This is a genomic window from Bradyrhizobium sp. BRP22, assembly GCF_020194175.1.
Taxonomy (GTDB): domain Bacteria; phylum Pseudomonadota; class Alphaproteobacteria; order Rhizobiales; family Xanthobacteraceae; genus Bradyrhizobium.
On sequence record NZ_JADYVX010000005.1, the window covers coordinates 199,469 to 225,800 of the forward strand.

Annotated in this window: 24 protein-coding genes and 1 pseudogene; 8 read left to right on the plus strand and 17 right to left on the minus strand. The window is 61.7% G+C overall.

Annotation, left to right across the window (positions count from 1 at the left end; translation table 11 throughout):
• Positions 1-122: 122 nt before the first annotated feature.
• The 4 genes from acpS to rpoZ all read right to left on the minus strand — a co-directional run bounded on the left by acpS (position 123) and on the right by rpoZ (position 4,356).
• Positions 123-542: a holo-ACP synthase gene (acpS, locus tag I6F35_RS09430; RefSeq protein WP_225117374.1), complete on the minus strand. Its 420-nt coding sequence runs from the start codon at positions 540-542 to the stop codon at positions 123-125.
• The gene (locus I6F35_RS09435; RefSeq protein ID WP_225117375.1) at positions 539-1,309 is read right to left on the minus strand and encodes a pyridoxine 5'-phosphate synthase; all 771 of its coding nucleotides are present in this window, start codon (positions 1,307-1,309) and stop codon (positions 539-541) included. Before I6F35_RS09435 ends, acpS begins: the two co-directional genes overlap by 4 nt.
• 153 nt (positions 1,310-1,462) lie before the next feature.
• Complete coding sequence (locus tag I6F35_RS09440; RefSeq protein WP_225117376.1) at positions 1,463-3,745, minus strand: bifunctional (p)ppGpp synthetase/guanosine-3',5'-bis(diphosphate) 3'-pyrophosphohydrolase; 2,283 nt, start codon at positions 3,743-3,745, stop codon at positions 1,463-1,465.
• Positions 3,746-3,963: 218 nt separating this feature from the next.
• Positions 3,964-4,356, minus strand: a complete 393-nt coding sequence (gene rpoZ, locus I6F35_RS09445; protein ID WP_027583153.1) for a DNA-directed RNA polymerase subunit omega — start codon at positions 4,354-4,356, stop codon at positions 3,964-3,966.
• Positions 4,357-4,706: 350 nt separating this feature from the next.
• Between rpoZ and I6F35_RS09450 the strand changes: the two genes are divergently transcribed.
• Positions 4,707-5,348, plus strand: a complete 642-nt coding sequence (locus I6F35_RS09450) for an NYN domain-containing protein (RefSeq protein ID WP_225117377.1) — start codon at positions 4,707-4,709, stop codon at positions 5,346-5,348.
• Positions 5,326-5,988, plus strand: coding sequence for a uracil-DNA glycosylase (locus I6F35_RS09455; protein WP_225117378.1), 663 nt, complete (start codon positions 5,326-5,328; stop codon positions 5,986-5,988). Before I6F35_RS09450 ends, I6F35_RS09455 begins: the two co-directional genes overlap by 23 nt.
• Here I6F35_RS09455 and I6F35_RS09460 read toward each other — a convergent pair.
• From I6F35_RS09460 to dapA, 4 genes are all read right to left on the minus strand, one after another.
• The gene (locus I6F35_RS09460; RefSeq protein WP_225117379.1) at positions 5,985-6,566 is read right to left on the minus strand and encodes a peroxiredoxin; all 582 of its coding nucleotides are present in this window, start codon (positions 6,564-6,566) and stop codon (positions 5,985-5,987) included. The two genes, I6F35_RS09455 and I6F35_RS09460, sit on opposite strands and share 4 nt — an antisense overlap.
• A 120-nt stretch (positions 6,567-6,686) precedes the next feature.
• Complete coding sequence (gene smpB / locus I6F35_RS09465; protein WP_225117380.1) at positions 6,687-7,160, minus strand: SsrA-binding protein SmpB; 474 nt, start codon at positions 7,158-7,160, stop codon at positions 6,687-6,689.
• A 1-nt stretch (position 7,161) separates the two neighbouring features.
• Positions 7,162-7,575, minus strand: coding sequence for a large conductance mechanosensitive channel protein MscL (gene mscL, locus I6F35_RS09470; protein WP_225117515.1), 414 nt, complete (start codon positions 7,573-7,575; stop codon positions 7,162-7,164).
• Between the two features lie 55 nt (positions 7,576-7,630).
• Positions 7,631-8,521 carry a 4-hydroxy-tetrahydrodipicolinate synthase gene (gene dapA / locus I6F35_RS09475; RefSeq protein ID WP_225117381.1) on the minus strand — a complete coding sequence of 297 codons (891 nt, stop codon included), beginning with the start codon at positions 8,519-8,521 and terminating at the stop codon, positions 7,631-7,633.
• Between the two features lie 319 nt (positions 8,522-8,840).
• Between dapA and I6F35_RS09480 the strand changes: the two genes are divergently transcribed.
• Complete coding sequence (locus I6F35_RS09480; protein WP_225117516.1) at positions 8,841-11,000, plus strand: lytic transglycosylase domain-containing protein; 2,160 nt, start codon at positions 8,841-8,843, stop codon at positions 10,998-11,000.
• Between the two features lie 51 nt (positions 11,001-11,051).
• Here the strand turns inward: I6F35_RS09480 and I6F35_RS09485 are convergent, their stop codons facing one another.
• The 5 genes from I6F35_RS09485 to I6F35_RS09505 all read right to left on the minus strand — a co-directional run bounded on the left by I6F35_RS09485 (position 11,052) and on the right by I6F35_RS09505 (position 15,371).
• Entirely contained in the window at positions 11,052-11,360 is a 309-nt protein-coding gene (locus I6F35_RS09485) for a hypothetical protein (RefSeq protein ID WP_225117382.1), read from the minus strand.
• 50 nt (positions 11,361-11,410) lie between these two features.
• Positions 11,411-11,749, minus strand: coding sequence for a response regulator (locus I6F35_RS09490; RefSeq protein ID WP_346283149.1), 339 nt, complete (start codon positions 11,747-11,749; stop codon positions 11,411-11,413).
• Between the two features lie 92 nt (positions 11,750-11,841).
• Positions 11,842-12,459, minus strand: coding sequence for a response regulator (locus I6F35_RS09495; protein ID WP_225117384.1), 618 nt, complete (start codon positions 12,457-12,459; stop codon positions 11,842-11,844).
• Positions 12,456-14,693, minus strand: a complete 2,238-nt coding sequence (locus tag I6F35_RS09500; protein WP_225117385.1) for an ABC transporter substrate binding protein — start codon at positions 14,691-14,693, stop codon at positions 12,456-12,458. The genes I6F35_RS09495 and I6F35_RS09500 overlap by 4 nt, the downstream gene beginning before the upstream one ends.
• Before the next feature lie 249 nt (positions 14,694-14,942).
• Positions 14,943-15,371, minus strand: coding sequence for a hypothetical protein (locus I6F35_RS09505; protein WP_225117386.1), 429 nt, complete (start codon positions 15,369-15,371; stop codon positions 14,943-14,945).
• A gap of 249 nt (positions 15,372-15,620) precedes the next feature.
• Here I6F35_RS09505 and I6F35_RS09510 point away from each other — a divergent pair, with 249 nt between their 5' ends.
• From I6F35_RS09510 to I6F35_RS09530, 5 genes are all read left to right on the plus strand, one after another.
• Complete coding sequence (locus tag I6F35_RS09510) at positions 15,621-16,547, plus strand: formylglycine-generating enzyme family protein (RefSeq protein WP_225117387.1); 927 nt, start codon at positions 15,621-15,623, stop codon at positions 16,545-16,547.
• Positions 16,548-16,665: 118 nt separating this feature from the next.
• Positions 16,666-18,342 carry an arylsulfatase gene (locus I6F35_RS09515; protein WP_225117517.1) on the plus strand — a complete coding sequence of 559 codons (1,677 nt, stop codon included), beginning with the start codon at positions 16,666-16,668 and terminating at the stop codon, positions 18,340-18,342.
• 217 nt (positions 18,343-18,559) lie between these two features.
• Positions 18,560-19,609, plus strand: coding sequence for an HAD family hydrolase (locus I6F35_RS09520; protein ID WP_225117388.1), 1,050 nt, complete (start codon positions 18,560-18,562; stop codon positions 19,607-19,609).
• A 324-nt stretch (positions 19,610-19,933) separates the two neighbouring features.
• Positions 19,934-21,022, plus strand: a complete 1,089-nt coding sequence (locus I6F35_RS09525) for a transporter (protein ID WP_225117389.1) — start codon at positions 19,934-19,936, stop codon at positions 21,020-21,022.
• Between the two features lie 70 nt (positions 21,023-21,092).
• Complete coding sequence (locus I6F35_RS09530; protein ID WP_225117390.1) at positions 21,093-21,323, plus strand: hypothetical protein; 231 nt, start codon at positions 21,093-21,095, stop codon at positions 21,321-21,323.
• Between the two features lie 59 nt (positions 21,324-21,382).
• Here the strand turns inward: I6F35_RS09530 and I6F35_RS09535 are convergent, their stop codons facing one another.
• From I6F35_RS09535 to I6F35_RS09550, 4 genes and pseudogenes are all read right to left on the minus strand, one after another.
• Entirely contained in the window at positions 21,383-22,969 is a 1,587-nt protein-coding gene (locus I6F35_RS09535) for a porin (protein ID WP_225117391.1), read from the minus strand.
• A gap of 780 nt (positions 22,970-23,749) precedes the next feature.
• Positions 23,750-23,836, minus strand: a pseudogene (locus I6F35_RS09540) (dihydrofolate reductase); the annotation flags it as partial.
• A 55-nt stretch (positions 23,837-23,891) separates the two neighbouring features.
• Positions 23,892-25,376: an FAD-dependent monooxygenase gene (locus tag I6F35_RS09545; protein WP_225117392.1), complete on the minus strand. Its 1,485-nt coding sequence runs from the start codon at positions 25,374-25,376 to the stop codon at positions 23,892-23,894.
• Positions 25,377-25,596: 220 nt separating this feature from the next.
• On the minus strand, positions 25,597-26,277 hold the full coding sequence (locus I6F35_RS09550; RefSeq protein ID WP_225117393.1) for a TetR family transcriptional regulator: 681 nt from the start codon (positions 26,275-26,277) through the stop codon (positions 25,597-25,599).
• Positions 26,278-26,332 lie beyond the last annotated feature (55 nt).

Genomic DNA, 26,332 nt, shown 5'->3' on the forward strand with positions numbered 1-26,332 from the left:
CGGCGTTTTAGACGGTTGTTAAGGGGCGCGCAATCAAGGGCCGCGTCAAAACTTCATAATCGATTGAAAAATCAACGATTTTTAGTTTTTCCCGATTCCGGACCGCCGCACCGCCCGCCGACTCAAGGTTTGGCTGGTGCGACCGCCGAAATTATGACGAAGGCCTGCGCGAGTGGCCAGTCATCGGTGATCGAAAGGTCGATCTGCGCCTCGAAGCCAGCAGGGGTGATCTGCTTCAGGCGCTCCAGCGCTCCCCCGGTCAGTCGCATGGTCGGCCGTCCGCCCGGCAGGTTCACCACCCCCATGTCACGCCACCAGACGCCGCGCATGATCCCGGTACCGAGCGCCTTGGCGCAGGCCTCCTTGGCGGCAAAGCGCTTGGCATAGGTCGCGACCACCATCTTTTCGCTGTTGGCGCGGCGCAAGGCCTTGGCGCGCTCGACGTCGGTGAAGATGCGGTCGAGGAAGCGGTCGCCGTGGCGGTCGATCACCTTGGCGATCCGGGTGATGTCGATCAGGTCGGAGCCGATGCCGAGGATCATGCCGCGCCCGTGCCCGCGATCGTCCCGCGGCCGCGGTCCATCGCCGCGCGCATGTTCCGGACGGTCTCCTTGAGGCCGACCAGGATCGCCTCGCCGATCATGAAGTAGCCGATGTTGAGCTCCCTGATCTCGGGCAGCGCCGAAATCGTCTCGGCGGTATCATAGTCGAGACCGTGGCCGGCATGGACCTCGAGACCGGCCGCCTGGGCCAGCCTGGCGCCTTCGACAATGCGCCGCCATTCGGCTTCCGCTTTTTCCCGGTCGCCGTCGACCACGGCATCGCACCAGCCGCCGGTATGGATCTCGATCACCGGCGCCTTCAACTTCGCCGCCATCTCGATCTGCCTGGGATCAGCGGCGATGAACAGCGACACCCGGATGCCGGCGTCGCTCAGCCGCGCGATGAACGGGGCCAGGGCATTGTGCTGGCCGATCACGTCCAGCCCGCCCTCGGTGGTGAGCTCCTGCCGCCGTTCGGGCACCAGGCACACGGCATGCGGCTTGGTGGCGAGCGAAATCCGCAGCATCTCGTCGGTCGCAGCCATCTCGAAATTCAGCGGCTTGGAGATTTCCGCCTTCAGGCGCGCCATGTCCGCATCGCGGATGTGGCGGCGGTCCTCGCGCAGATGCGCAGTGATGCCGTCGGCGCCGGCCTCGATGGCGAGCAGCGCCGCGCGCACCGGATCGGGCCGCGCCCCGCCCCGCGCATTACGCAGCGTCGCGACGTGGTCGACATTGACTCCAAGGCGGAGCGGCGGAACGGCCATGATGAACTCGCGAATAAACCTGCTGAACTATCCCCTCATCCTGAGGAGCGGCGTCTCCGCCGCGTCTCGAAGGACGAAGGCCCGGCCGGGGCCTCATGGTTCGAGACGGCGCAAGAGCGCCTCCTCACCATGAGGATTGGCAGTGCGTAAAGTCTACCCATTGACGCGCTCAACCCGTGCGACCACGGCCTTCGCGCGCAACTGGGCGATAATAGCGCTCAAATGCTTGAGGTCATAGACCTCGAGGTCGATGGTCAGCTCGGTGAAGTCGGGCGAGCGGCGCGACATGTGGATGTTGTCGATATTGCCGTCATGCTCGGCGATCACGGTCGCGATCTGCGCGAGGCTGCCGGGCTCGTTGACGTTGTGAACGAGGATGCGCGCCGGGAAGCGCTGCGGCATGGTCTCGTCGATGTCCCAGCGCACGTCGAGCCAGCGCTCGGGCTCGTCCTCGAAATCCTTCAGGGCCGGCGACTGGATCGGATAGATCGTGATCCCCTCGCCCGGCGTCACGATGCCGACGATGCGGTCGCCCGGCACTGCGCCGCCGTTGGGCGCAAACTTGACGGGCAGTTCGGAATTGATGCCGCGCACCGGGATCACCGAAGCCGCGCGCGCCGGATGCGGCGGCGTCTGGGCCTTGGCGGCCAGCGCCTTCCTGGTGCCGTAGCGCACCAGCCGCTCTTCCTTGTAGTCCGGATACATCGCGCGCGCGACGTCGGAGGCTTTCAGTTCGCCACGGCCGACGGACACCAGGACGTCCTCGATCGAGGTGCGCGCCAGCCGCGGCAATGCGCCCTTCAGCTTGTCGTCGGCATATTCGATCTTGGCGCGGGCGAACAGGCGGTCGATGATCCGACGGCCGAGCCCGGCATATTGGTCACGCACGGCGGCACGGGTGGCGCGCCGGATCGCGGCACGCGCCTTGCCGGTGACCGCGAGCGCTTCCCAGGCCGATGGCGGCGCCGACTGCGCCTTCGAGGTCAGGACCTCGACTTCGTCGCCGTTCTGCAGCTCGGAGGACAGCGGCGCGAACTTGCCGTTGATCTTGCAGCCGACCGCGCTGTTGCCGACGTCGGTGTGCACGGCATAGGCGAAGTCGATCACATTGGCGTTGCGCGGCAGCGCGATCAGCTTGCCCTTCGGCGTGAAGCAGAACACCTGGTCGTGAAACAGCTCCAGCTTGGTGTGCTCCAGGAACTCTTCCGGATTGGCGCTCTCCGAGAGGATGCCGATGGTGTGGCGCAGCCAGGCAAAGGCGTTGGACTCGTGCTTCAGCCGCTCGGTCGGCGAGCCCCCTTCCTTGTAGAAGGCATGCGCCGCGATGCCGAATTCGGCGATCTGATTCATTTCCTCGGTGCGGATCTGCAGCTCGACGCGCTGCTTGCCGGGGCCGATCACAGTGGTGTGAATCGAGCGGTAGTCGTTCTGCTTCGGCGTCGAGATGTAGTCCTTGAACCGCCCGGGCACGACCGGCCAGGTCGTATGCACGACGCCGAGCGCACGATAGCAGGCCTCGATGTCGCCAAGCACGATGCGGAAGCCGTAGATATCGGACAATTGCTCGAAGCCGACCGACTTGCGCTCCATCTTGGTCCAGATCGAAAACGGCTGCTTGCGCCGGCCGTAGACGCGCGCGGCGAGGCCGTTCTTCTGCAGGTTCTTCGAGAGTTGGCTTTCGATCTCGCCGATCAGATTGCGGTTGCGGTCGGCGAGCGCATCCAGCCGATGCTTGACCACCGCATAGGCTTCCGGATCGAGCACGTGGAAGGACAGGTCCTCAAGCTCCTCCCGCATCTCCTGCATGCCCATGCGGCCGGCGAGCGGGGCGTAGATATCCAGCGTCTCCTCGGCGATGCGGCGGCGTGAGGCCGGCGGCACGAATTCGAGCGTGCGCATGTTGTGCAGGCGATCGGCGAGCTTGATCAGGAGCACGCGGACGTCGTCGGCGATCGCCAGCAGGAGCTTGCGCAGGTTCTCGGCCTGCTTGGCCTCGCGCGAGACGAGCTCGAGCCGCTTCAACTTGGTGAGCCCCTCCACCAGCGCGCCGATCTCGTGGCCGAACACCTGGTCGATCTCGGCCCGCGTCGCCTCGGTGTCCTCGATAGTGTCGTGCAGCAGCGCCGCGACGATGGTGGCGTCGTCGAGCTTGAGGCCGGTCAGGATCGCCGCCACCTCGAGCGGGTGAGAGAAATAGGGATCGCCCGACGCCCGGGTCTGGGTACCATGCGCCTTCATGGCGTAGACATAGGCGCGGTTCAAAAGGTCTTCGTTGGTATCGGGATTGTAGGAGCGGACACGCTCGACCAGGTCGTACTGCCGCATCATGCGCCCGCGCGGCTTGGGCGGCTTCTGCACCACCGCAGAGTCAGGCGCCACGGCGACCGCGTCGGTCGCGGCCTGCATCTGGCGGGGAGTGCGACGCCAATACGCCATGGGATGACCTGCCTCAGTGAACGAGCCGACCGGGCTCGCGCCTCTAATCTAGTGCGATTTCGAACCAAGCTTTAGCCTGTTCGAACCGAAAATCGTTCAATTTCCGTCAAGCCTTCAGGGACGCATCTGGGCGTCGGAATGTCAACAAAAGCAAAGGCCCGGACAACGCCCGGGCCTTCAGCCAGCTCAACCGTGTTTGGGGGCCGCTCGCCGCGGACCTATTCGTCCTCTTCGGGCTGCTCCTCGGGCGGCGCGAGGCCTTCCAGACCCTTCAGCAACTCTTCCTCGGTCATCCGCTCCATCGCCACTTCGGTGTCGTCGGCATCGACGCTGGCGCCGGCCGAACCGATCAGCGGCACGGTGTCGGGTTCGGGCTCGTCGACCTCGACGAACTTCTGCAGCGAGTGCACGAGTTCCTCGCGCAGGTCCTCCGGGGAGATCGTCTGGTCGGCGATCTCGCGCAGCGAGACGACCGGGTTCTTGTCGTTGTCCCGGTCAACCGTGAGTTGTGATCCCGAGGAGATCATCCGGGCGCGATGGGCAGCCAGCAGGACCAGGTCGAACCGGTTGTCGACCTTATCAATGCAATCTTCGACGGTGACGCGCGCCATATGCTGTCGCTCCGTTAAGTGGACAGGAATTTGTTGATTATTGTGCGTTAGTTATAGGGCGAAGCGGGGTTTCGCAAGATTAAATTTGTGATTTGCCTTCGCCCCAACCTCTGCTAACCCGTGACGGGGCCAGAAGGCCGGAGCGTCCGTAACGCGGCGGAGCGCCGTTGTGGACAAGTAAGTCTCTTCATTGCATCGTCAAAAGTATAGGTATTTCGCCCTCGCCTCACCATAATTGCGATGGTGACTGTCGTTGGGGGAAGATTCACCGAACTTTAGGCTGCAAGGCAGAAAAGGTGCGCGGTTTGTTGCCGCTGCGCCGAGAAGCTAACAAAAGGCGAGAAACTTTGATGTCGTCACCCGTTTCCAACAAGATCGCGCTCTTTATCGATGGAGCCAATCTATATGCAACCGCCAAGACGCTGGGGTTCGACATCGACTACAAGCGCCTCCTGAAGGAATTCCAGAGCCGCGGCACGCTGCTCCGTGCGTTCTACTACACGGCGATCATCGAGGATCAGGAATATTCATCAATTCGGCCGTTGATCGACTGGCTCGACTACAACGGCTACACCGTCGTCACCAAGGCCACGAAAGAGTTCATCGACGCCAGCGGCCGCCGCAAGGTGAAGGGCAACATGGACATCGAGCTCGCGGTCGACGCGATGGAACTCGCCGAGCACATCGACCAGATGGTGCTGTTCTCCGGCGACGGCGATTTCCGCTCGCTGGTCGAGGCGGTGCAGCGCCGCGGCGTCCGGGTGACGGTGGTCTCGACCATCGCAAGCCAGCCGCCGATGATTGCCGACGAACTCCGCCGCCAGGCCGACGTCTTCACCGACCTGGTGGAACTGCAATCCAAGCTCGGCCGCGACCCCTCCGAGCGCCCGGCCCCGCGCGAGCGCGGCGAGTCGCGCCACCACGCGCCGCAATTCCTGCAGCGCGCCACCACGATGGCGCCCCGGGCCGATGACGAAGATTTCGACGACTAGCCTCGTCCCCGCCTCTATCGAACCTGACCGCAACTGCCCGCTCTGCCCGCGGCTCGCCGAGTTTCGCGCCGAGGCGCGTGCGAAGCAGCCCGCCTGGTTCAATTCGCCGGTGGCGTCCTTCGGCGATGCCGAGGCGCGCCTGCTGATCGTCGGGCTGGCGCCGGGGCTGCAGGGCGCCAACCGCACGGGGCGCCCCTTCACCGGCGATTATGCCGGCGACCTGCTCTATGCCACGCTGCTGGAATACGGGTTTGCCGAAGGCGTCTACGAGGCGCGGCCGGACGACGGCTTGAGGCTGATCGATTGCCGGATCAGCAACGCGGTGCGCTGCGTGCCGCCGCAGAACAAGCCGTTGCCGATCGAGATCAATACTTGCCGAAAGTTCCTGGCGGCAACCATCGCGACCATGCCCAGGCTGCGCGCCATCGTGCTGCTCGGCCGCATCGCGCATGAATCGACGGTGAAGGCGCTCGGCCTGCGCAATGCCGCCGCGCCCTTTGCGCACGGTGCCGTGCACAAGGCCGGCAGTATCCGCCTGTACGACAGCTATCACTGCTCGCGCTACAACACGAATACGGGCGTGCTCACGCCCAAGATGTTCCGCGACGTCTTCGCGCAGGTGCGCGCGGACCTGAGCTAGCTACTTACCGGATTTTCCCGCAGCCATTCCAGCACGTCGCCGGCGTTCCGGTCGGGCGGGAACACCGGGTAGAAGACGTGAGTGATGCGCCCATTGTCGATGATCAGCGCCAGCCGCTTGAGCAGGGTCAGCCCCGCCACTTCCATGGCCGGCAGCTTGAGCGCCCGCGTCAGCGCGAGCTTCTCGTCCGAGAGCACCGGGAACGGCAGATGCAGGCGCGAGGCCATCTCGGTCTGGTATTCGTTGCTCTGCGTCGACAGGCCGAACACGTGGCTGGCGCCGGCACCCTTGAGCTCGGCGAACAGGTCTCGGAAGGCGCAGGTCTGCGGCGTGCAGCCGCGCGCGCCCGGGATCATGTCCCAGTCGTCCACCAGCGCGATCTTGCCAGGCTCGCCAGTGCGCGGATAGGCGAACACCACGGTCCGCCCCTTCAACGAAGACAGCATCACTGACGTATCATCGGTCGCCACCAGGCCGACCGGCGGTATCGCCATGCCCTTCAGATGCGCGGCGCCACCATCATCGGTCGGCGCCGGGATCTTGCTCCAGTCGACTTCGAGCAGGCTCTTCTGGTTCATTGGGCCATTCTCCATCCGCAGTCATTGCGAGGAGCGAAAGCGACGAAGCAATCCATCCTTCCGCTTGCGGCGCCGTGGATTGCTTCGCTTCGGTCGCAATGACGGATGGACATGGAAACGTTATCCCCGCGCGCGCATCAGGCGGCCCTTCTCACGGCCCCAGTCACGTTTCTTCACGGTTTCGCGCTTATCGTGCAGCTTCTTGCCCTTGGCGACCGCGAGCTGCAGCTTGGCGCGTCCGCGTTCGTTGAAATAGAGCTTCAGCGGGATCAGCGTCATGCCCTCGCGGTCGACGGCGCCGATCAATTTGTTGATCTGCTTCCTGTGCAGCAGCAGCTTCCGCGGACGCTTCGGCTCGTGGTTGAAGCGGTTGGCCTGCAGGTATTCGGGGATATTGGCGTTGATCAGCCAGATCTCGCCGTTGCGCGCATCGGCATATGACTCCGCGATCGTGCTCTTGCCGCCGCGGATCGACTTCACCTCGGTGCCGGTCAGCGCGATGCCCGCCTCGATCGTGTCCTCGATCGCATAGTTGAAGCGCGCCTTGCGGTTCTCGGCGACGACTTTGATCGGACGTTCGTTCTTCTCGGCCACTTCAGGATTTCTTGAGGAGATCGCGGATTTCGGTCAGCAGTTCTTCCTGCCGGGTCAATTTGGGCGTCGCCGGCGCCGCCTCTTCCTTGCGCTTCAACTGATTCATCAGCCGGATCACGATGAACAGCACGAAGGCGACGATCAGGAAATTCAGGGTCAGCGTCAGGAAACTGCCCCAAGCCAATACGGCACCTTGCTTCTTGGCGTCGGCGAGGTTGGTGGCGGTGACCGACTTCGCCAGCGGCGTGAAATAGTTGGAGAAGTCGAGCCCGCCGGTGACGGCGCCGATCACGGGCATGATGACATCGCCAACCAGCGAATTCACGATCGCGCCGAAGGCCGCGCCGATGATGACGCCGACCGCGAGGTCGACGACATTGCCCTTCATCGCGAACTCGCGGAATTCCTTGAGCATGCGAAGCCCCTTCTCCTCGACTTGGCCGACCGGACCAGTCATTGGCGCAACCGCCCTAGTTGATCAGGCCGGCATGCACCATGGCGCTGCGCACCGCCACGCGCGTGGATTCGGCAACCGGGACCATCGGCAGCCGCAGCCGCTCCTCCAGTTTGCCGAGCAGCGACATCGCGTATTTCACGGGCCCGGGATTGCTCTCGATGAAGAGGTTGGTGTGCAGCGGCATCAACTTGTCGTGCACCTTCAGCGCGGTCGCGACATCGCCCTTCTGCCAGGCCGCATGGAACTCGGCGCACAGCCGCGGCGCCACATTCGAGGTGACGGAGATGCAGCCGTGGCCGCCATGGGCCATGTAGCCGAGCACGGTCGCGTCCTCGCCGGAGAGCTGGTTGAAGTCCTCACCCATCGCCGCGCGCTGCTGCGACACCCGCACCATGCTCGCAGTGGCGTCCTTGACCCCGGCAATGTTCTTCAGTTCCCACAGCCGCTTCATGGTGTCGACCGACATGTCGATCACCGAGCGCGGCGGGATGTTGTAGATAATGATCGGGATTCCAATGGCATCATTGATGGCCTTGAAGTGCTGGTAGAGCCCCTCCTGGGTCGGCTTGTTGTAATAGGGCGTGACCACCAGCACAGCATCGGCGCCGGCCTGCTCAGCGTGCTCGGACAGCTCGATCGCCTCTTTTGTCGAATTGGAACCGGCGCCTGCGATGACCGGCACCCTGCCCTTGGCCTCGGCGATACACCATTCGACCACGCGCTTGTGTTCGTCATGGCTGAGCGTCGGGCTCTCGCCCGTGGTGCCGACTGGAACCAGGCCGTTGGTGCCCTCGGCGATCTGCCAGTTCACCAGGCCGCGGAAAGCCGCCTCGTCCACGGAACCGTTCTTGAATGGCGTCACCAAGGCGGTGAACGAGCCGCGGAAATTTGTCTTGGCTGCCATGGACTTCCTCCAAACGCTTATAAGGGTTGCGGCGCGCGGGTCATCAGGGCCAATTCATATCGGGTCCGACGACCAGGCGAAAGGGCCCGTAGTCTCCCGTCCATAGCCAGCCGCGATTTTGCCGCTGTCATGCGGCAGACATCGCTCCCGGCGACACTTTTAGCATTTTGTCCACATATTCAATCAAATACAGCTAAGGCTTCAGCGAGCAGATGATTCGCCGCCGCAGAGGAAAGTCGTGACCCCTTCCCCCCGCGCCGCCGCATTGCGATCGACCGCCCTGGCGACATCGCTGGCGTTTGTATTCAGCTTCGCCGCGATGGCAGAAGCCGCGGCCAATACAAACGTTCCAGTGCCGAAAGCACGGCCGATCGCCCGCAGTGTGGTTCCCAAAACCGCACCCGCGACGACCGCTACGCCCGCGCCTGCGGCTGCCAAGAATGCCGCCGCGGCCCGAGCGCCATCCAGTGCACCCGCTCCACCCCCACCCCATTTGGCGCCGGCCACGCGACAGCATGCGGCGCCGACCCGGAGCAAGCCGACGGTGCCCGCCGCAGTGGCCGCGACCTCGTCGACCTCGCGGAGCGACAAGGAAGCGCTCGAGAACGTCATCGAGCTGATCCGCAAGCAGAAGCCCGACGATGCGACGCAGGTCGAGGCCACGATCTCCGACCCCGTCGCCAGAAAGCTCGCCGAGTGGCTGATTCTGCGCAGCGACAACAACGGCGCTACGTTCGAACGCTACCGCGCCTTCATCTCGGCCAATCCGAGCTGGCCCTCGCAGACCTTCCTGCGCCGCCGCCTCGAGGCGGCGTTGTGGGACGACCGCCGCGAGGACACCGCGGTCTGGTCGTGGTTCGAGGGCGAATCCCCCGTCTCGGCCAAAGGACGGTTCGCGCTGGCGAAGGCGATGCTCGCGCGCGGCGACCGCGCCAATGCGGAGCGGCTGGTGCGCGAGGCCTGGCGCAGCGACCCCATGAGCGAGGACACGGAGACCGCCGCCCTCGATTTGTTCGGCGCGCTGCTCACCGCCGGCGATCACAAGGCGCGCATGGACACGATGCTCTATGGCACCGAGCAGGAGGCGGCCGGGCTGCGCGCGGCCAAGCGGCTGGGCTCGGGCTATCTCGCGCTTGCCAAGGCGCGTATCGCCGCCAATAAGAAAGCGTCCAACCTGCGGGCGCTGCTCGACGCCGTGCCACGCGAGCTGCACGACACCGGCTATCTCTTCGCCCGCATCCAGTTGCTCCGCCGCGAGGAGAAGTTCGCGGAAGCGGCGCAGTTGATGCTGAGCGCGCCGAAAGATCCGGCCAGGCTCTTCAATGTCGACGAATGGTGGATCGAGCGGCGCCTGTTGGCGCGCAAGATGATCGATGTCGGCGAGCACCGCACCGCCTATCTGATCGCGCGCGATGCGGCGCTGCCCGCCCGCGACATCTACAAGACCGAGCAGGAGTTCACCGCCGGCTGGATCGCGCTGCGCTTCCTCAGAGATCCGGCGCTCGCCGCACAGCATTTCGCCCGCATCGGCGTCGGCAGCGTCAATCCGACCGCGCTGGCACGTGCCGGTTACTGGCAAGGCCGCGCCGCCGAGGCCGCCGGCCGCAACCAGGAGGCGCGCGCGGCCTATCTGCGCGCGGCCGAGCAATCCACGAGCTATTACGGCCAGCTTGCCCGCGCGAAGCTCGGCTTGCCGCAGATCGAGCTAAACGGCGTCCCGCGCGCACGCGGCCTCGGCATCGAGCGATTGGAGATCGTGCGCGCGGCGCAACTGCTCTACGAGCTCGACGCACGCGAGTTCGCGATCCCCATGCTTGCCGACATGGGTGAGAACGGCGATCCCGACGCGCTGGTCGGGCTCGGCGAACTGACGGCGCGCCACGGCGATGCGCGCGGCATGCTGCTGATGGGCAAGGCCGCGCTCAACCGCGGCCTGCCGTTCGACTTCTACGCCTATCCGATCAACGGGATTCCGTCGTTCAAATCGATCGGCCCGGACATCGAGCGAAGCATCGTCTATGCGATCGCGCGGCAGGAAAGCGCGTTCAATCCGGCCGTGGTTTCGCCGGCGCAGGCCTACGGCCTGATGCAGGTCACGCCCGACGCCGGCCGCTATGTCTGCAAGCGCGCCGGTATCACGTTCGATCTCAACCGGATGAAGACGGACTCGGTCTACAACGCCGCGCTTGGCGCCGCCGAGCTCGGCGGGTTGCTCGAGGACTATCGCGGCTCTTACATCCTGACCTTCGCGGCCTACAACGCCGGTCGCGGCAGCGTCAGGAAATGGATCGATCGCTACGGCGATCCGCGCGATCCCAAGGTCGACGCCGTCGACTGGGTCGAGCTGATTCCGTTCTCCGAGACACGCAACTATGTGCAGCGGATCATGGAGAACCTGCAGGTCTATCGTGCCCGCTTCGGCGGCGGCACGCGACTGCAGATCGAGGCCGACCTCCACCGCGGCGCCAGCGTCGAATAATTCTCGTCGCAGCCACCGGCGCGCCGGAAAGCAATGTCAGCACCCTGACGATCAGCGAGCCCATTTGCCTAGTTGCAGACACGTCAAGAGACTGACGTAGCTCGGCGAGCCGCCGATACTCTCCTGCGGAATACACTCCGCCTTCGCAGGGGCAGAGAACGTGGACCACTGGGTCACCAACTGCTGACGCGCCCCTTCCTCATCACTAATGCAGGTTTTTGTCGATTGATCAACTGTGAGTCCGGCTGTTGCCGCCAGGTCAAGCTTGCAGCTTCTGGCGATGTCGAATGCCGGCACTCCGTCGGCCACTGTGACGACGAGTTGCGAACTCACAATAATCATGGAGATTGAAATAGGCATCTCTACACTCCTCTTCTTCTTGTGCGCCTGCAGCAGCAGCTCTTCACTCCTTAGTGCGAGCCACTAAGCGCGCCGTTGATGGCATTAAGCAGGGCCTGTTCCTGCAATGGCTTCCTGAGGCTAGCAACAGGCTCTCCCCGATGACGCAACGCGACGTCGCCGTGCGCCGTGATCAAAATTGTCGGGATTGCTACGCCGTTACTCACCAGATGCTGCTGAAGCTCCAACCCGTTCATCTCTGGCATTTGGAAATCAACAATCAGGCAATCCGGAAGATCGGATGGCGGCGCCGCCAGAAACTCAAGTGCCGATCCGTAAGTCCGAACTCGAAATGCGTGCGAACGCAGCAGCCGACTCAATGCCTTGAGTACGGCCGGATCATCGTCCACGATAGCAATCCATCGAGAAGCATCCGCCATGAAAGATTATTGCGGTTGCAGCCGATCGCGTCGAGTTAGCCCTTGGGCCAATGGTGCTGCTCTTACTTCGGGAGATTGAGCTTCTCGGCCATGCGAACGAGATCGGCAACCGTGCGAACGCCGAGTTTCTCCATCATTCGGCTGCGGTGGACCTTGATGGTCTTTTCGACCGTACCTAGGTCGCCGGCGATCTGCTTGTTCAGCCGCCCTGCCACGACGTGCGTAAACACTTCGCGCTCGCGCGGCGTCAGGGTGCTGACTTTCGCCTGAATCAATCTCAATTCGGAATGAAACCGACGCGACTCGGCATCCCTGGCTTCGGCGCGGGCTACGGCTTCGAACAAATCGTCGTCATTTATCGGCTTGGTCAGGAAATCGATTGCACCGGCTTTCATGGCGCGCACGCTGGTCGGGATGTCGCCCTGGCCGGTGACGAACACCACGGGGCGCTGATAGCCGGCGGTCGCCGTTAACACACGCTGGATCTCCAAACCATCAAGACCGGGCATCGAGACGTCCAAAACCGCGCAGCCGGGCGCATTAGCGTCGTGCTCGCGCAGGAACACCTGCGGCGATGAATATGGCTTGACCTCGTAGCCCTTCCAACGGAGCAGCCTGGACAAGGCCGTCAGCACCCCAGCATCATCGTCGACAAGATAGATTGTCGATTTGTCCGTCATGCAGCACCTGCCGCGGCGTTCTGAACCGGCAGCGAAAATCCCGCAATCGCACCTCCGTCCTCATTGCTGACAAGAGTCAATTTGCCCTCATGCGCCTCTATGATCGTCGTACAAAGGGTGAGGCCCAGGCCAAGTCCATGATTCTTGGTAGTGTAGAACGGCTCGAACAGACGGCCATTTAGCTTCGGATCAATGCCGTGTCCCCTATCTTTCACGAGGACATCCATCCTTCCCGCTTGACCTCCTCGAGTTGAAATCACGATAGAACGTTGTGCCGTCGGGGTCGCGGCCATGGCATCCATCGCATTCATCACGAGATTAAGCAGGACCTGCTGCAACTGTACCGAATCGCCCCGCACCAGGAACTGGCCGCTTTTCAGATCAAGCCTGACGTTGATATCGCGACCGGTGAGTTCGCTGTTGAGCAAACTGATGGTCGATCTGATAAGGTCATTGATATTGACGCATTCCACTTTCCGCTCGCCCTTCTTCAGAAGATGACGAAGACGGTGAATGACCTCGCCGGCCCGATTGTCTTCGTGAACAATTTCTTCGAGCGCATCGCGGATCTCGGCGAGATCAGGTGATTCCTGCGCCAAGAAATGGAGGGCCGCCTGTGCATTTGAGAGGATCGCAGTGAGCGGCTGATTGATTTCGTGCGCAATTGAACCGGACAGTTCACCGAGCACGGACACGCGCATGAGATGTTCAACTTCCAAACGTTGCAGTGCAACTTCAGCCTCGGCCGATTTCTGTTCGGTGATGTCGATGAAGATACCGGCAAGATGATCCGATCGACCGCCACTCTCCGACCGGGAGCGGGCTCGCATGCGAACCCAACGCACCTCACCGCCGGGCAGGACAATTCGGACGTCACCATTGGCGGGCTGCTCCGCCTCAAATGACCGTTCGAGAGCATTGGTTGCAGTTTGCAGGTCATCCGGATGAACAGCCGCAAGGAGTGTGTCACGAGTCAACGGCGCATCGCGCGCAATTCCAAACATTGCCCTGCAATGCTCCGTCGCCCAAAGCTTGTTTCGATGCCAATCAAATCGCCAGAGCCCAATATTGGCAGCAGCGGCAGCGAACGTCATCCGCTCTTCGCTTTCCTTGAGCAGCGTTTCGGCGCGCAGCCTTCTCTGGCGCTGAACGAGCAAGGCGCCAACAATCAGCGATTGCAGGCCAACTATCACGATAGCCGCAACGACGGCACCTCGATGTTCGGTCCAGATCGTCGGTTGCTTGAACAAGACCACGGTATCTGGAGGAAGTTTGCTCTCCTGCAGGTCCCACCGCGCCATTGCCCTATGATCCACGCGATAGTGCTGCCCCGGATCCGTTTGAGGGGCGATCGCGACAGGGTCTTTGCCGGCAAGGATTTGAAGCGCCATGTCCGCCGCGCGGACGCCAACTGATTCAAACGTTTCAACGAAGCCGCCGACGACCCCGTTGCCGATATAGGTGTCATAAGGTGCGTAGACTGGTGCGGGAGAGATGGCGGACAGAGAAGCTGCCACTTGCGCAGGAACGAAGGGCTCGCCTTTGCTGTCGGCAAACACCGTTAGAACGATCACAATCGCATCACGGGGAATCTGCGAGACTTCCTCGACGAGTTTCGCATATGAACGCTCAAACAGATATGTGACTTCGAATTCTGGTCCGCGATCTCCAATGGTTTTGCGGGCAGTCGATTGCCACCGCCGATCCACCTCCCCGCTTCCGGCAATGATGAACAGGCGGCTTGCTTGCGGCTGGAGCCGCTTCGCAAGCGTAAGCGTCTTGTCCAGGTTGAAGTCAGTAATTATGCCGGTGATATTCGTGGGCAGCCGTTGCGCGTGATAGTTTTGTGCGGACACGGACGTGAATACGACCGGGATGTTTGGGCCGATCTCATCGCGGTGCCTGATGATGAACGGAAGAGCTGCGCTTCCCAACGTTATCACCACGTCTGGGGGGCGCTTCTCGTACTTGGCCCGTAGAAACGTCGCAATTCGCGTTTCGTAGTCCGTATCCGTGTTTCGCGCCAGGTCGAGAAAGTCTGCGTCGATTTCGAGCGGTTGCGGCGAGCGCTCCAGCAAGCGCTTTCGAGCGCCGTCTGCAATCAATGTAGTGGCCGGGAACGTGTAATTGAAAGCGTGCAACATCAGCACGCGGCGAGGCTCGGCGGCACGAGATTCCGCTCCAAAGAGAAAAAGGAGAACGACGCTCCACAAAATAATGCGCGTCCTTGTCATTCTGGGAAGGACCCCTGCTCCAAGAACACAAGAGTAAAAATTTACAAAGAACCGCTGTCCGAAGGCACTCCTCTTGAATGATATGATACAACCTTACCACGATTTCTCGACCAGCACCCGCCCCGGGCGGAAGAGGTATTTTATGAGCAAAATCAATAGGCAAACGATTTTGCCGGGGGCGCGGCCCCTCTCGCGCCCCATCCGCGAATTCTAGTCGGTCGGCCGCGGCCCATCAGCTCGTGCGCGGCCTCACGATTTTCCGCGGACGAAGACGACCTCGAACTTCTGTTTGACCACGACCTGATCGTACACGCCCGTCAGCAGATCATTGGCCGCGTCATATCGCAGCGTATAGGTGGAGCCATTGTAACCGGCGGCGCGCAGCTCGAAGAAGAGTTTGAGGCTGTTACCATCGCGAACAGCAATGGCCGTATGAAAAGGCAGCGGTCTGGGGTTGGCGTAGTTGGCATCAAGCCGGCCGTCAGCCTCGACCGAATTGATTGTGATCACATAGCCTCCCTGCACTCTGACCCAGCGACCAGGCAGCGCACCAAACGCGGAGCTGGAGGCGGCGTCCGTTGCGAGAGGCGTTGATGTGGCTGGCGATGGCTGGGTCTGCGCCAATGCCGGGCTCACGAACATCGAAAGTGCAACAATGACAAAGCGCATTCGCATCATGGCTCGTCTCCGATGTTTGGAGGAAATCAGCCTACATGTTCGAGCCCACTTCGAAAAGCCGGCGATGGATTGCACGGATGAACGCCGATGTTGGACCACGGTCCAATAGCGGTAGAGCGTTCTCCTACGTAGCGTCTTTCCGCTCGGATGATACCGATCATCGGTTGGAGAACTGCTCTGATGACAGCGTACCAGACAGCCACGCCTATGTCCGATGTCACCATTCGTAACGGCTCAGATATCGATAAAATGATCTGGATACCCGGTGGCACCTTTCGCATGGGATCGGACAGGCACTATCCGGAAGAAGCGCCGTCGCATCGCGTCACCGTGGATGGCTTCTGGATGGATCGTCATCCGGTGACGAACCGGGAATTCAGGGAGTTCGTGAAGGCTACCGGCCATGTCACCGTCGCCGAGATTACGCCGGACCCGAAGGACTATCCCGGAATGCTCCCGCATATGGTCTATGCGGGCTCGCTGATGTTCTCGCCGCCCAACCATCCGGTCAACCTCCGCGACTTCAGCCAATGGTGGACGTTCGCCAAGGGCGCGGACTGGCGTCATCCCTATGGCCCTAGAAGCAACATCCATGCGCTCGGCGATCATCCGGTCGTGCATGTGGCGTTCAACGATGCGCTCGCCTATGCGCAATGGGCCGGCAAGGAACTGCCAACCGAAGCGGAATGGGAGTTTGCCGCACGCGGCGGGCTCGACGGCGCCGAGTTCGCGTGGGGCGATGAGTTCACGCCGCATGGGCGTCACATGGCCAATACCTGGCAGGGCGAATTTCCTCGCCACAACACCGGTGCCGACGGCTTCGACCGCACCTCCCCTGTCACCGCGTTTCCTCCGAACGGCTACGGTCTGTACGACATGATCGGCAACGTCTGGGAGTGGACGGCCGACTGGTACTCGCCGCGGCACCAAGCCGATGCCCCAAAAGTCTGCTGCATCCCGCAAAACCCGCGCGGAGGTCGCGAGGACGAAAGCTACGACCCAAGAACGACCAACGTGAAGATTCCACAGAAGGTCATCAAAGGCGGCTCGCACCTATGCGCGCCGAATTACTGCCGACGTTATCGGCCGGCAGCGCGACATGCGGAGCCGATCGACACCTCCACAAGTCATCTTGGCTTTCGATGCATCAGGCGAGGAACGTCTGAGAAATCATAGAGAGGAGCGCAACGCCATGTTGGATTGCACATTCGATGCGAAGCCGCCTTCCGCGCCAATCAGGAGTTCTGGCTGGCACGGGCGATCCTGCGCTTCGCTGCTTGGCGCAACGATGTTGATGTCGTTGTCCGGGCCGGCCAATACGCCGGCAACCGCGCAGCAGCCGCCACAGAAGCCGAATATCCTCTTCATCATGGGTGACGACATCGGCTGGATGCAGCCGAGCATCTATCACCGCGGCCTGATGGTCGGCGAGACGCCCAACATCGATCGCATCGGCAATGAGGGTGCGATCTTAATGCATTATTACGCCGAGCAGAGCTGCACGGCGGGCCGCAATGCCTTCTTCACCGGCATGAATCCGCTGCGCACTGGCATGATTCCCCCGCAGCTTCCCGGCAGCCCGTCCTATCTGCGGCCTGGTACGCCGGCGCTCGCCAAATTCCTGCTCGATCTCGGTTACAACACCGGCGAATTCGGCAAGAACCATCTCGGCGACCACACCGACGCGCTGCCGACCGCGCACGGCTTTCAGGAGTTCTGGGGCTATCTGTATCATCTCGATGCCATGCAGGGCGTGAGCTTCCCGGACATCAACAAAACCCCGACCCAGCAGACGGTCGCGCCGCCGTGCCGCAATACGCCGATCCCGGGCCTGCCCGAGGATCCCAGCGCCGTGGATCCCAGGACGGCGGTTTGTTTGACCCCGCCACGCCCGGTGCTGTGGTGCAGGTCCTCCGACGGCACGAGCGCGAAACAGACCTGCCAGGATCAGGGCCCGCTGACGCTCGAGCGTTCGAAGGGGGTGGACGAGGAGATTTCGGCCAAGATCATTGACTTCCTCGACCGCAACGATCCCAAGAGGACCAACAAGCCGTTCTTCGTCTGGTACAACCCGGCGCGCATGCACGTCACGACCGTGCTGAACGACAGGTACATGGCCATGGTCGGCGAGCCGGGCGGCAAGGACTGGGGCGTCAACGAAGCCGGCATGAAGCAGATGGATGACAACATCGGCTATGTGCTGAAGAAGCTCCAGGAAATGGGCCAGCTCGACAACACGATCATCGTGTTCACTACGGACAACGGCGCAGAGACGTTCACCTTCCCGGACGGCGGCACCACCCCGTTCAAGGGCTCGAAGATGAACACCTGGGAAGGCGGCATGCGCGCTCCGGCAGTCATTCGCTGGCCGGGCGTCATCAAGCCCGGGACGGTCAAGAACGACATCTTCGCGTCGCTCGACTGGCTGCCCACGCTTGTCAACATTGCCGGCGGAGACAAGGGCGATGCACTGAACAAGCGGATCATGGCCGGCTCATATCCGGGCATCGTCAAGACCAGGCTCGATGGCGTCGACCAGACCGAGTACCTCTCGGGACGTTCCGAGAAGTCGGCGCGCGATACCTTCTTTTACTATTCCAGCAGCCACCCGTCGGCGGTGCGCTACAAGAATTGGAAGATGTATTTCGCGATAGCTCCCGAAACCGCGACGGGCTTCCTCTCGCCGGGAGTCCAGACCCAGTTCGCAGCTGGCATGGTTAACCTCAAGCGCGATCCATTCGAGACGTCGTGGGGTGATGAGAAAAAGGCGAATTTCTGGTTCAGCGGCGCGCTCGCCGGGCCGGTCACGGCTTACATATACGACTGGAACCTGCTGCCCATCGGCCAGAACCTGTGGCTCAAGGAGCTCGAGACCTACAAAGAGTTCCCCCCGCTTCAAGATCCGGCGAGCTACAACCTGGATCAGGTTATGGAACAGCTCAAGAAGGGTCAGGGGCACCCGAGCCAGTAGTTCGAATGCTTGCGGGTGATGCGGGCGCCCCCACCGGGCGTCCGCACACGACAGGTGAGCGATGAATGCGCTGCGTGAATCGGCAGGTTACCCATCATGAGCATCGTCAGACGCACTTGTGTCGGCCTCCTCACAGCATTCGTCGCCGCGACGACCTTGGTGTCGCCTCTGTGCGCGCAGCCGCGTAAACCATCCGTTTGGCAGTCGGAGGGAGAACATGAAGCCGATCCTGCAGTCTCCTCTCCTTGATCGTCGCTTTCTGCTCTCGTCGATGGCGACGCTTTCGCTGCTGGCCGTCGCCCTCCGTTCGCCTCTCGCCCAAGCACAGGTCCAAGCACAGGCCCAGCGCGACCCGCTGCCGTCCTGGAACGAGGGCGCGACCAAGGCGGCCATCATCGACTTCGTCGCGCGCGTCACGACGCAAGACGGTCCCACCTTCGTGCCGATCGAGCAGCGGATCGCCACCTTCGACAACGACGGCACCCTTTGGGTGGAGCAGCCGATGTACGTGCAGCTGGCCTTTGCGCTCGACCGCGTCAAGGCGCTTGCCCCGATGCATCTGGAATGGAAGGAGAAGCAGCCGTTCGCAGCGGTGCTCGAGGGCGATCTGAAGGCGGTCGCCGCCTCCGGAGAAAAAGGGCTGGCTGAGCTGGTCGCTGTGACGCACGCCGGCATGACGACGGCAGAGTTCGAGAAGATTGTCGTCGATTGGCTTGCCACCGCGCGCGATCGTCGTTTCCAGCGACCATACACTGAACTGGTCTACCAGCCGATGCTGGAGTTGCTGGCCTATCTCCGCGTCAACGGCTTCAAGACCTTCATCGTGTCAGGCGGCGGCATCGAGTTCATGCGGCCATGGACCGCGCGAATCTACGGAGTGCCCCCGGAGCAGGTGGTCGGCTCGTCGATCAAGACCCGATTTGAAATGCGCGACAGCACACCGGTTCTGTTCCGCCTGCCCGAGGTCAATTTCATCGACGACAAGGCCGGCAAGCCGATCGGCATCAACGAGCACATTGGCCGCCGCCCGATCGCGGCCTTCGGCAATTCCGATGGCGACCTCGAAATGCTGCAATGGACGACGCTCGGCGCCAGTGGCGCGCGGTTCGGCCTGATCGTCCACCATACCGACGCGGAACGCGAATATGCCTACGACCGCCATTCGAATTTCGGCAGACTGGATGTGGCGCTGGATGCCGCAACGGTGAACAGGTGGACGGTGGTCGACATGAAGAAGGACTGGAAGCGGATCTTTGCCTTCGACTAGAGCATGATCCGGAAAAGTGGGACCGGTTTTCCGAAAAAGATCATGCTCAAACAAAGAGCTAGAGCGGGATGACGATTCGAAGAAAAGTCATCACGCTCTAGGGCGCGTCGTGGCGAAGCAGTACCAATGCATTCGCGACATGCGCTGCAAAAATACAAACACTAAATTACCAGTTGTGGCCAATCCACAACGGACTTCAAGCCTCAAATATGGCTTACTTGCACTCTGGAGCCGAGCGCGGGAATCGCCGCGCTACAAAATGGAAAGTGCCTTCGTAACCGCCTGAGCCTGATGTAAACGCATTTGCCGCCTGGAGATCGTCAGATGAAAATCACCTTGGGATTTCCGGGCGTTTCTCAACCGGCTCTGGTCGGCTCACTCGCTGTCGCAGCCCTCGCACTATTCCCGCAAATCGCAAGCGCTGACGAAAACGGCATCAGCTTCTGGCTCCCCGGCCTCTTTGGAAGCTTGGCGGCCACGCCGCAGCAGCCGGGTTGGTCGCTGGCGACGATCTACTATCACACCTCCGTATCGGCCGGCGCCGACGTCGCGCGTGCGCGTGAATTCTCGCTCGGCAGGGTTCCGGCCAACCTTACCGTCAACGCAAATCTGAATTTGAGCGTCAACGCCACCGGCGATCTTGGCTTGGTGATCCCGTCCTATGTATTCGCGACGCCGGTGCTCGGCGGCCAGGCGTCCGTGTCTCTCCTGGCGAACTATGGCGTCGTCGGCACCAGCCTGGCGGGGACCTTGTCCGGCGTGCTCACCGGCCCGTTCGGCAACAACGTCCCCTTCGCGCGATCCGACACCATCAGCGACACGACATGGGGATTTGGGGATCTGGCACCGATCTTCCAATTGCGCTGGAACGCCGGCGTCCACAACTACATGACCTACATCACGGGCGACATCCCGGTGGGCGCTTACGAATCCACGCGGCTGTCGAACTTGGGCATCGGACACGGCGCGATCGACGCCGGCGGCGGCTACACCTATTTCAACCCGCAAACCGGCCATGAGTTTTCTGGCGTCCTCGGCTTCACCTACAATTTCAAGAATACTGCAACGCAGTATCAGAGTGGCGTCGACATGCACTTCGACTGGGGTGCATCGCAATTCCTGTCGAAGCAGGTCATGGTTGGCCTCGTGGGCTATGTCTACAAGGAGCTCGGCTGCGACAGCGGCTCAGGCGACCGTGTCGGCTGCTTCCAGTCCCAGGTCGTTGGCGTCGGTCCACAGATCGGGTACCTGTTTCCGGTCGGCGACATGCAGGGTTATCTCAATTTTAAGGCTTACGGCGAGTTCGCTGCGGAAAACCGGCCATCAGGCTGGAATACCTGGCTCACCTTCTCTATCTCGCCGCCCGCGCCCACACCGCCTCCGACGACAAAACCGATCGTCAGAAAATATTAAGGCCAAGCTGTGGAGCTACGGGTCCTAAAAAATATTGAGCGCGGCGCCTTGCTGCCAAGCAGAGGTGGCTGTGATCCGCGATCTCACGACTGACAAAACCAAACGTAACAAGTTCGACCGGCTACACCAGCACCTCAACCAGCTTGCTGATGAGGTTGACTGGGTGATTGCCTCAAACAAGATGGAAGCGTTAGGCCGCATAAGTTCACGGCCTCCTTCTTCTTGCGCCAATCCGTATGTCGCCTATTGGCGTAATGCTCCCGAACGGCTCCACTCTCAAAATGCCGTCAATTCCCAATGACAAAAACCCCCGGCAGCGCGCTGCCGGGGGTTTCTAGATCGGGATTCAGATGATCAAGATCAGAAGTTGCGCTGAACGCGGACGTTCAAGCTGACCGTATCCTGGTCCTTGAAATCGTACCGCGCGACCGGCTTCGGAGCCGGCGGCGCCAAGATCGCCGAGCCGGTGAACTTCTGGTCGAGGTGGAACCACATGACTTCGGCCGAGAACGTCAGGTTCTTGACCGGAGTCCAGCGGGTGATCACGCCGAGCTGAGACACGTTGAAGTCCGGGTTGCAGCTATAGTCGAGGCTCGGAGCCGCGACCCGCGCAGCCGTATAGGTTGCGCAAACGAAGGCCTTCGCAGTGTTGTCGTAACGCACAGCCGAGTAGCTGCCGAACAAGCTCGACGACCAGTAGGGATCCCAGTTGTGGTTGAACGCACCACGGACACCCCACGCCTTGGTCAGGTGAAGGTCTCCGTCGCCACCAGCGAACACCGGCAGGTACACGGCGTCACTGGTCGCACCGAAACCAATGCTCTGATAGGAGCCGAAATTGCTGGCACCACCGAACATTGTGAACAGCGGCGAGGTCGACGACGTCGAGATCACCTGCTTGGTGTCGCCGATGGCGTAGGTCGCATCCAACTTGATGTCGTCGCCGGGACCAGTCGGGATGTTCTTGATCTGCAACGCAGCCATCACCGCACCGCCCCACTTGGTGTCGGGGTGGCCGGAGAGTTCAGACAGGCCTGTTGGCGCCGCGCCGGGCAGACCGACCGCACCGGCCGGAGCACCGGTCGTATTCAGCACGTTGTACGATGCGTTGACTTGATGTGCCGCGCCCGAAATCTGGAACAGACCCCAAGCCTGGTCGATGCGGATGTTACCGACGACGTCGGGAGCCGTCACGCCGCCATAAGCGTTGGCGATACCGCCGGTGGAGGTCAGCGGCACCGTCAGGTTGGCGACGACCGTTCGGTTGAAGACGGTCGGATCATCGAGCCCGATGGTGCCCGATATGCCGTTGCCGAACTGCGCGGTGTACTGGATGTTGTTCACGCCGGTGACGGTGTCGTGACCGCCGAGCAGGAAGGACGAGTTGTTGCCCGGATAACCGTGCCACGGCGTCGCGAAGGCCGAAGCCGACTTACCGAAGGTGAAGCCCGCGAACTGGATGAACACGAATTCGACCGCGACATAGCCACCGCCCGGCGTATGCAGCAGGTTGGCACCTGCAACCGGAAGCGAACCGTTGATCGAGTTCGGGCTGAACGTGTTGTTGCCCAGGGTATCGAACTGGAAGTCGCCCTGAGCGAAGGTGCGGACGACGCCATATTCGGTAGCGGTGCGGGTATCAACCGTCAGCGCCATACGGGAGCGGGCGGCAAAATAATCGGCGTACCGGTTGTGTTGACCGATATCACCACTCCACGCCGGCGAGTCGTAGATGCCGCCGTTGAACGTGGTGTCGACACGCAGGTAGCCGCCGATCTTCATGCAGGTGTCGGTGCCCGGGATGTACCAGAAACCGGCGCCGTAAAGCGAACAGATCTTCACGTACTCGACCGCTTTGGCCTTGACGGGAAGATCGGCCGCCTGTGCCCCGCCCATGGCGAGCAGACCCGCCGCTGAGCCGAGGATAAGGCTCTTAACCATCTTCATGTTAAACCTCCAAGTTGCTCTGTAAGGAAGAGCTGCGGATCCGCCGGGCGAACACCCTGAGGCTGGTTCCCTAGTCCCCCATAAACCCGTCAAGCCGCTTCGCGCTTTCGGACTCCCGCGAAAACGCGAGGGACTTAAGCGAACCACCAAGAACGGGACGACTTCGGGATGCCCCCCTCCGTCGCAGCAACAGAATTACCGAAGGGCCTTGCACAAGCAACAAATGAACCGCTTCGAACCGCTGCGCTTCGCCTGTTTTCCGACGGGTGTTGCACAAATAACACGCAGATGTGATCAAACGGCGCCAACAAGTCATTGAAATTGTTATATATTATTTTAGGCCTCACTTGACCTCTCGATCGCCCTCGCTCTGCGGCGACCGCTACCCTCGCTGAGGCTCGCAAAGACGCCCGTCGAATCAAGTGACTCGGGGCGCTTGATTCCTCGGTCCAGACAGCGAGGACCGGCTCCGAATAAGGACTTAAAAATAGAGGCTCGAGATAAGGACTTGGTCGCGCCGTCGAGCAGTTCGATACTCGCCGGCGCGTTCGGGTCGCCCGAGTTCGTCACGATGAAACTCTGGCGGCGACGGAGATCCAGGCCGGCGCGATCCTCTACTGTCCGACAAATGTCTGAAGGGCACGCTCGATGGTTCCCGAAGTCACTCGATCCCGGAGCCGGCATCGCTCTCGCGGCCAACGTCGGGTTCCAAAATAGGAACCCGCGGTAGCGAACGCGGTTCTTTTGGAAAGGAGAGAGTGGGCCGCAACAATGATTCCACCCCAGCGGGTTGTCGGGACTCTGATCGGGACCGGCTCCGAAACCGTCGAGCGATATCGAGAAGCAGTTCACGCGAACCTTGGACAATGCAGGCTCCTTCCCAAACCGATTGTTACGCAGCCAGTTGCGTTGCTCGTCTGCCCTACAGGGCCCGCGTTCTCACATCGGGTTTGCCGAACCAGGTTCCAAGTGCCTCGTTGAGGCCCATGGCGTTTCCGTCTCCAACCCACGCCACGTGCCCGTCAGGCCGGATCAGGACGGCGGTCGGAGTCTGGACCATGCCCGCCACAGGAAGTTCGCACACGCCTTCAAATCTTGCATCGATCAGCTTCACTCGCTTTGCCCATCCCGTGATGTCGATGTGGCCAGGCTTCCCGAAATTGAGCAGCACCGGCCGTGCATCGTGCAGGAGGGTGAAGAGACGCGTTGGTCCATCGGCGGTGAAAAGGTCGAGGTCGGGCATTCGGCGGCCAAGCAACGGATGTCCCTCGCCGAGGTCGTATCGAATATCGAGGCCTGACATCATTGCAGTGTACCATTTGCGCGGCGCATCCATCTGCATCACCTGCGCCATCATCTCGCGCAAGGCATTTGTCCGCTCGTCGCCACGGTTGAGCGCCGTGAGCGCCAACGTGTTCTTGAGCAAGGCCGCACCGACCGGGTGTCGCTCCGCATGGTAGGTGTCGAGCAGGTTTTCTGGCGAGGCGCCTTTGACCACCTGGGCGAGCTTCCAGCCCAGATTGACGGCGTCCTGGATGCCGATGTTCAGGCCCTGCCCGCCGACTGGAGAATGCACATGGGCGGCATCTCCGACCAGCAACACGCGCCCTTTCCGGTAGGACGCAGCCTGCCGCGCTGCATCGGTGAACCTTGAGAGCCAGCTGACATCGTGGACACCGAAGTCTGATCCGTAAGCGGCAATGAGAGCCCCGCGAAGCTCGTCGACGTCTGGTTTGTCGCCCCGTTCGCAGCGTTGCTCTGTCACGACACCGCGGACGCGCTTACCGCCCTCCAGCTTGCCAAGGGCATAGACGCCCCTTTCGCCATGACGCATGCCCAATGCCGGCTCGTCTGCCATGTCGGCTTCGAAAATCAGGTAGCTGATGGCCGGCTCCCATCCCGGGAATTCGATACCGGCCGTCTTACGGACAAGACTGCGGCCGCCATCGCATCCGACAAGGTACGTCGCCCGCAGGGAGTGGCCGTCATGCAACCCGACGTTCACGCCGGCGTCATCCTGCGCGAAACCGGTTACCTCGCAGCCGCGATAAAACGGCACCGACAATTCGGAAACCCAGTCAGCGAGTTCGCGCTCGATCTTGGCCTGCCACAGCGCGAGCGTGTAGTTGTGTCGAGTCGGGCGATCGCTGGCATCGAGAATTGAACCGCCGAATAGCACGACGTGGTGCTTTTCTCCCTGCGATACGAAGCGGTCGGCTATGCCGCGCTGGTCGAGCACCTCGATCGATCGCGGATGCAGTCCGCTGGCACGCGAGCCCTCGACATCCTGGTTCACGCGCCGCTCGACAATGGCAACATCCACACCCGCCAATGCCAATTCACCCGCCAGCATCAGCCCGGCCGGGCCACCTCCGGCGATGACCACTTCATGCTCGGATGAAGACATTTTTCGCCACCTCACAGAATCACGGTTGGCCCGTCTTCTACGCGATGATCGACGTCTTGAAGCAAGCCGATCGGCCAACAGATTGAATCTGACAATAATGGATCGAACCGTGCTGTAGTCGATGTGTGAGCGAATGGCGGGCCGGGAACGATGGAGATGGGCACTATGCCTTCCGTAGTCACCTAATGTACTCCACAACCCTCTCATCCCTGAATGATGCCTATCGGATGCGTTCTATGCCGGCCAGGATAAGATCGATGCCGGCAAGAAATTGTTCGCGGTCATCATGCTCGGGCAGCACTTTTGCGACTTGCCGGACGAATGGATGTTCTGCCGGATCGAGTTGCAGCCACTTCGCGGCGACGGCTCCGAGGAAGGCTTTGCGAGTCTCTGTCCTATCCGCGTCGCGCGGAAAGTGGCGCGCGCCTGCGGCGTACTGGCCGGCGAGGCCGAGGATGAAACTCATGAGCGCGGTGGCAGCGTTGAATTGCGTGTGCTCCGGGACACCGAGCGCCTGAACCTGACGGCCGACGCCTTCCAGCATTCTCACGACCGCATATTGCCAAGGACTACGAGAAAGCTGCCCCCCGACCCAAGGGTGGGCATGGATGGTATCAAAAAAGCCGAGGGCCATTGTGCGGATCACGTCCTGTGGACTCGATCCTCTCACTGCATCAGCCATGACGCCGGCGATGATATGGTCCGCGGCCGCCGCAAGCAGATCGTTCTTGTCGGCGACGTGCCAGTAGATTGCTCCACTTCCGGTTGCCAGATGCGCCGCGAGGGCGCGGAACGTTAAAGCGTCCTCGCCCGCGCGATCGAGGAGCTCGATTGCGGCCTCGACGATCCGGGTCTTCGAGAGTGCTTCCCTACGCCGTTCGGTTCGAATCCTGTTTGTCATAACGCTCAGCTTGACATGATTGGAACAACGTTCCAATCAATAGCAAATGGAACAT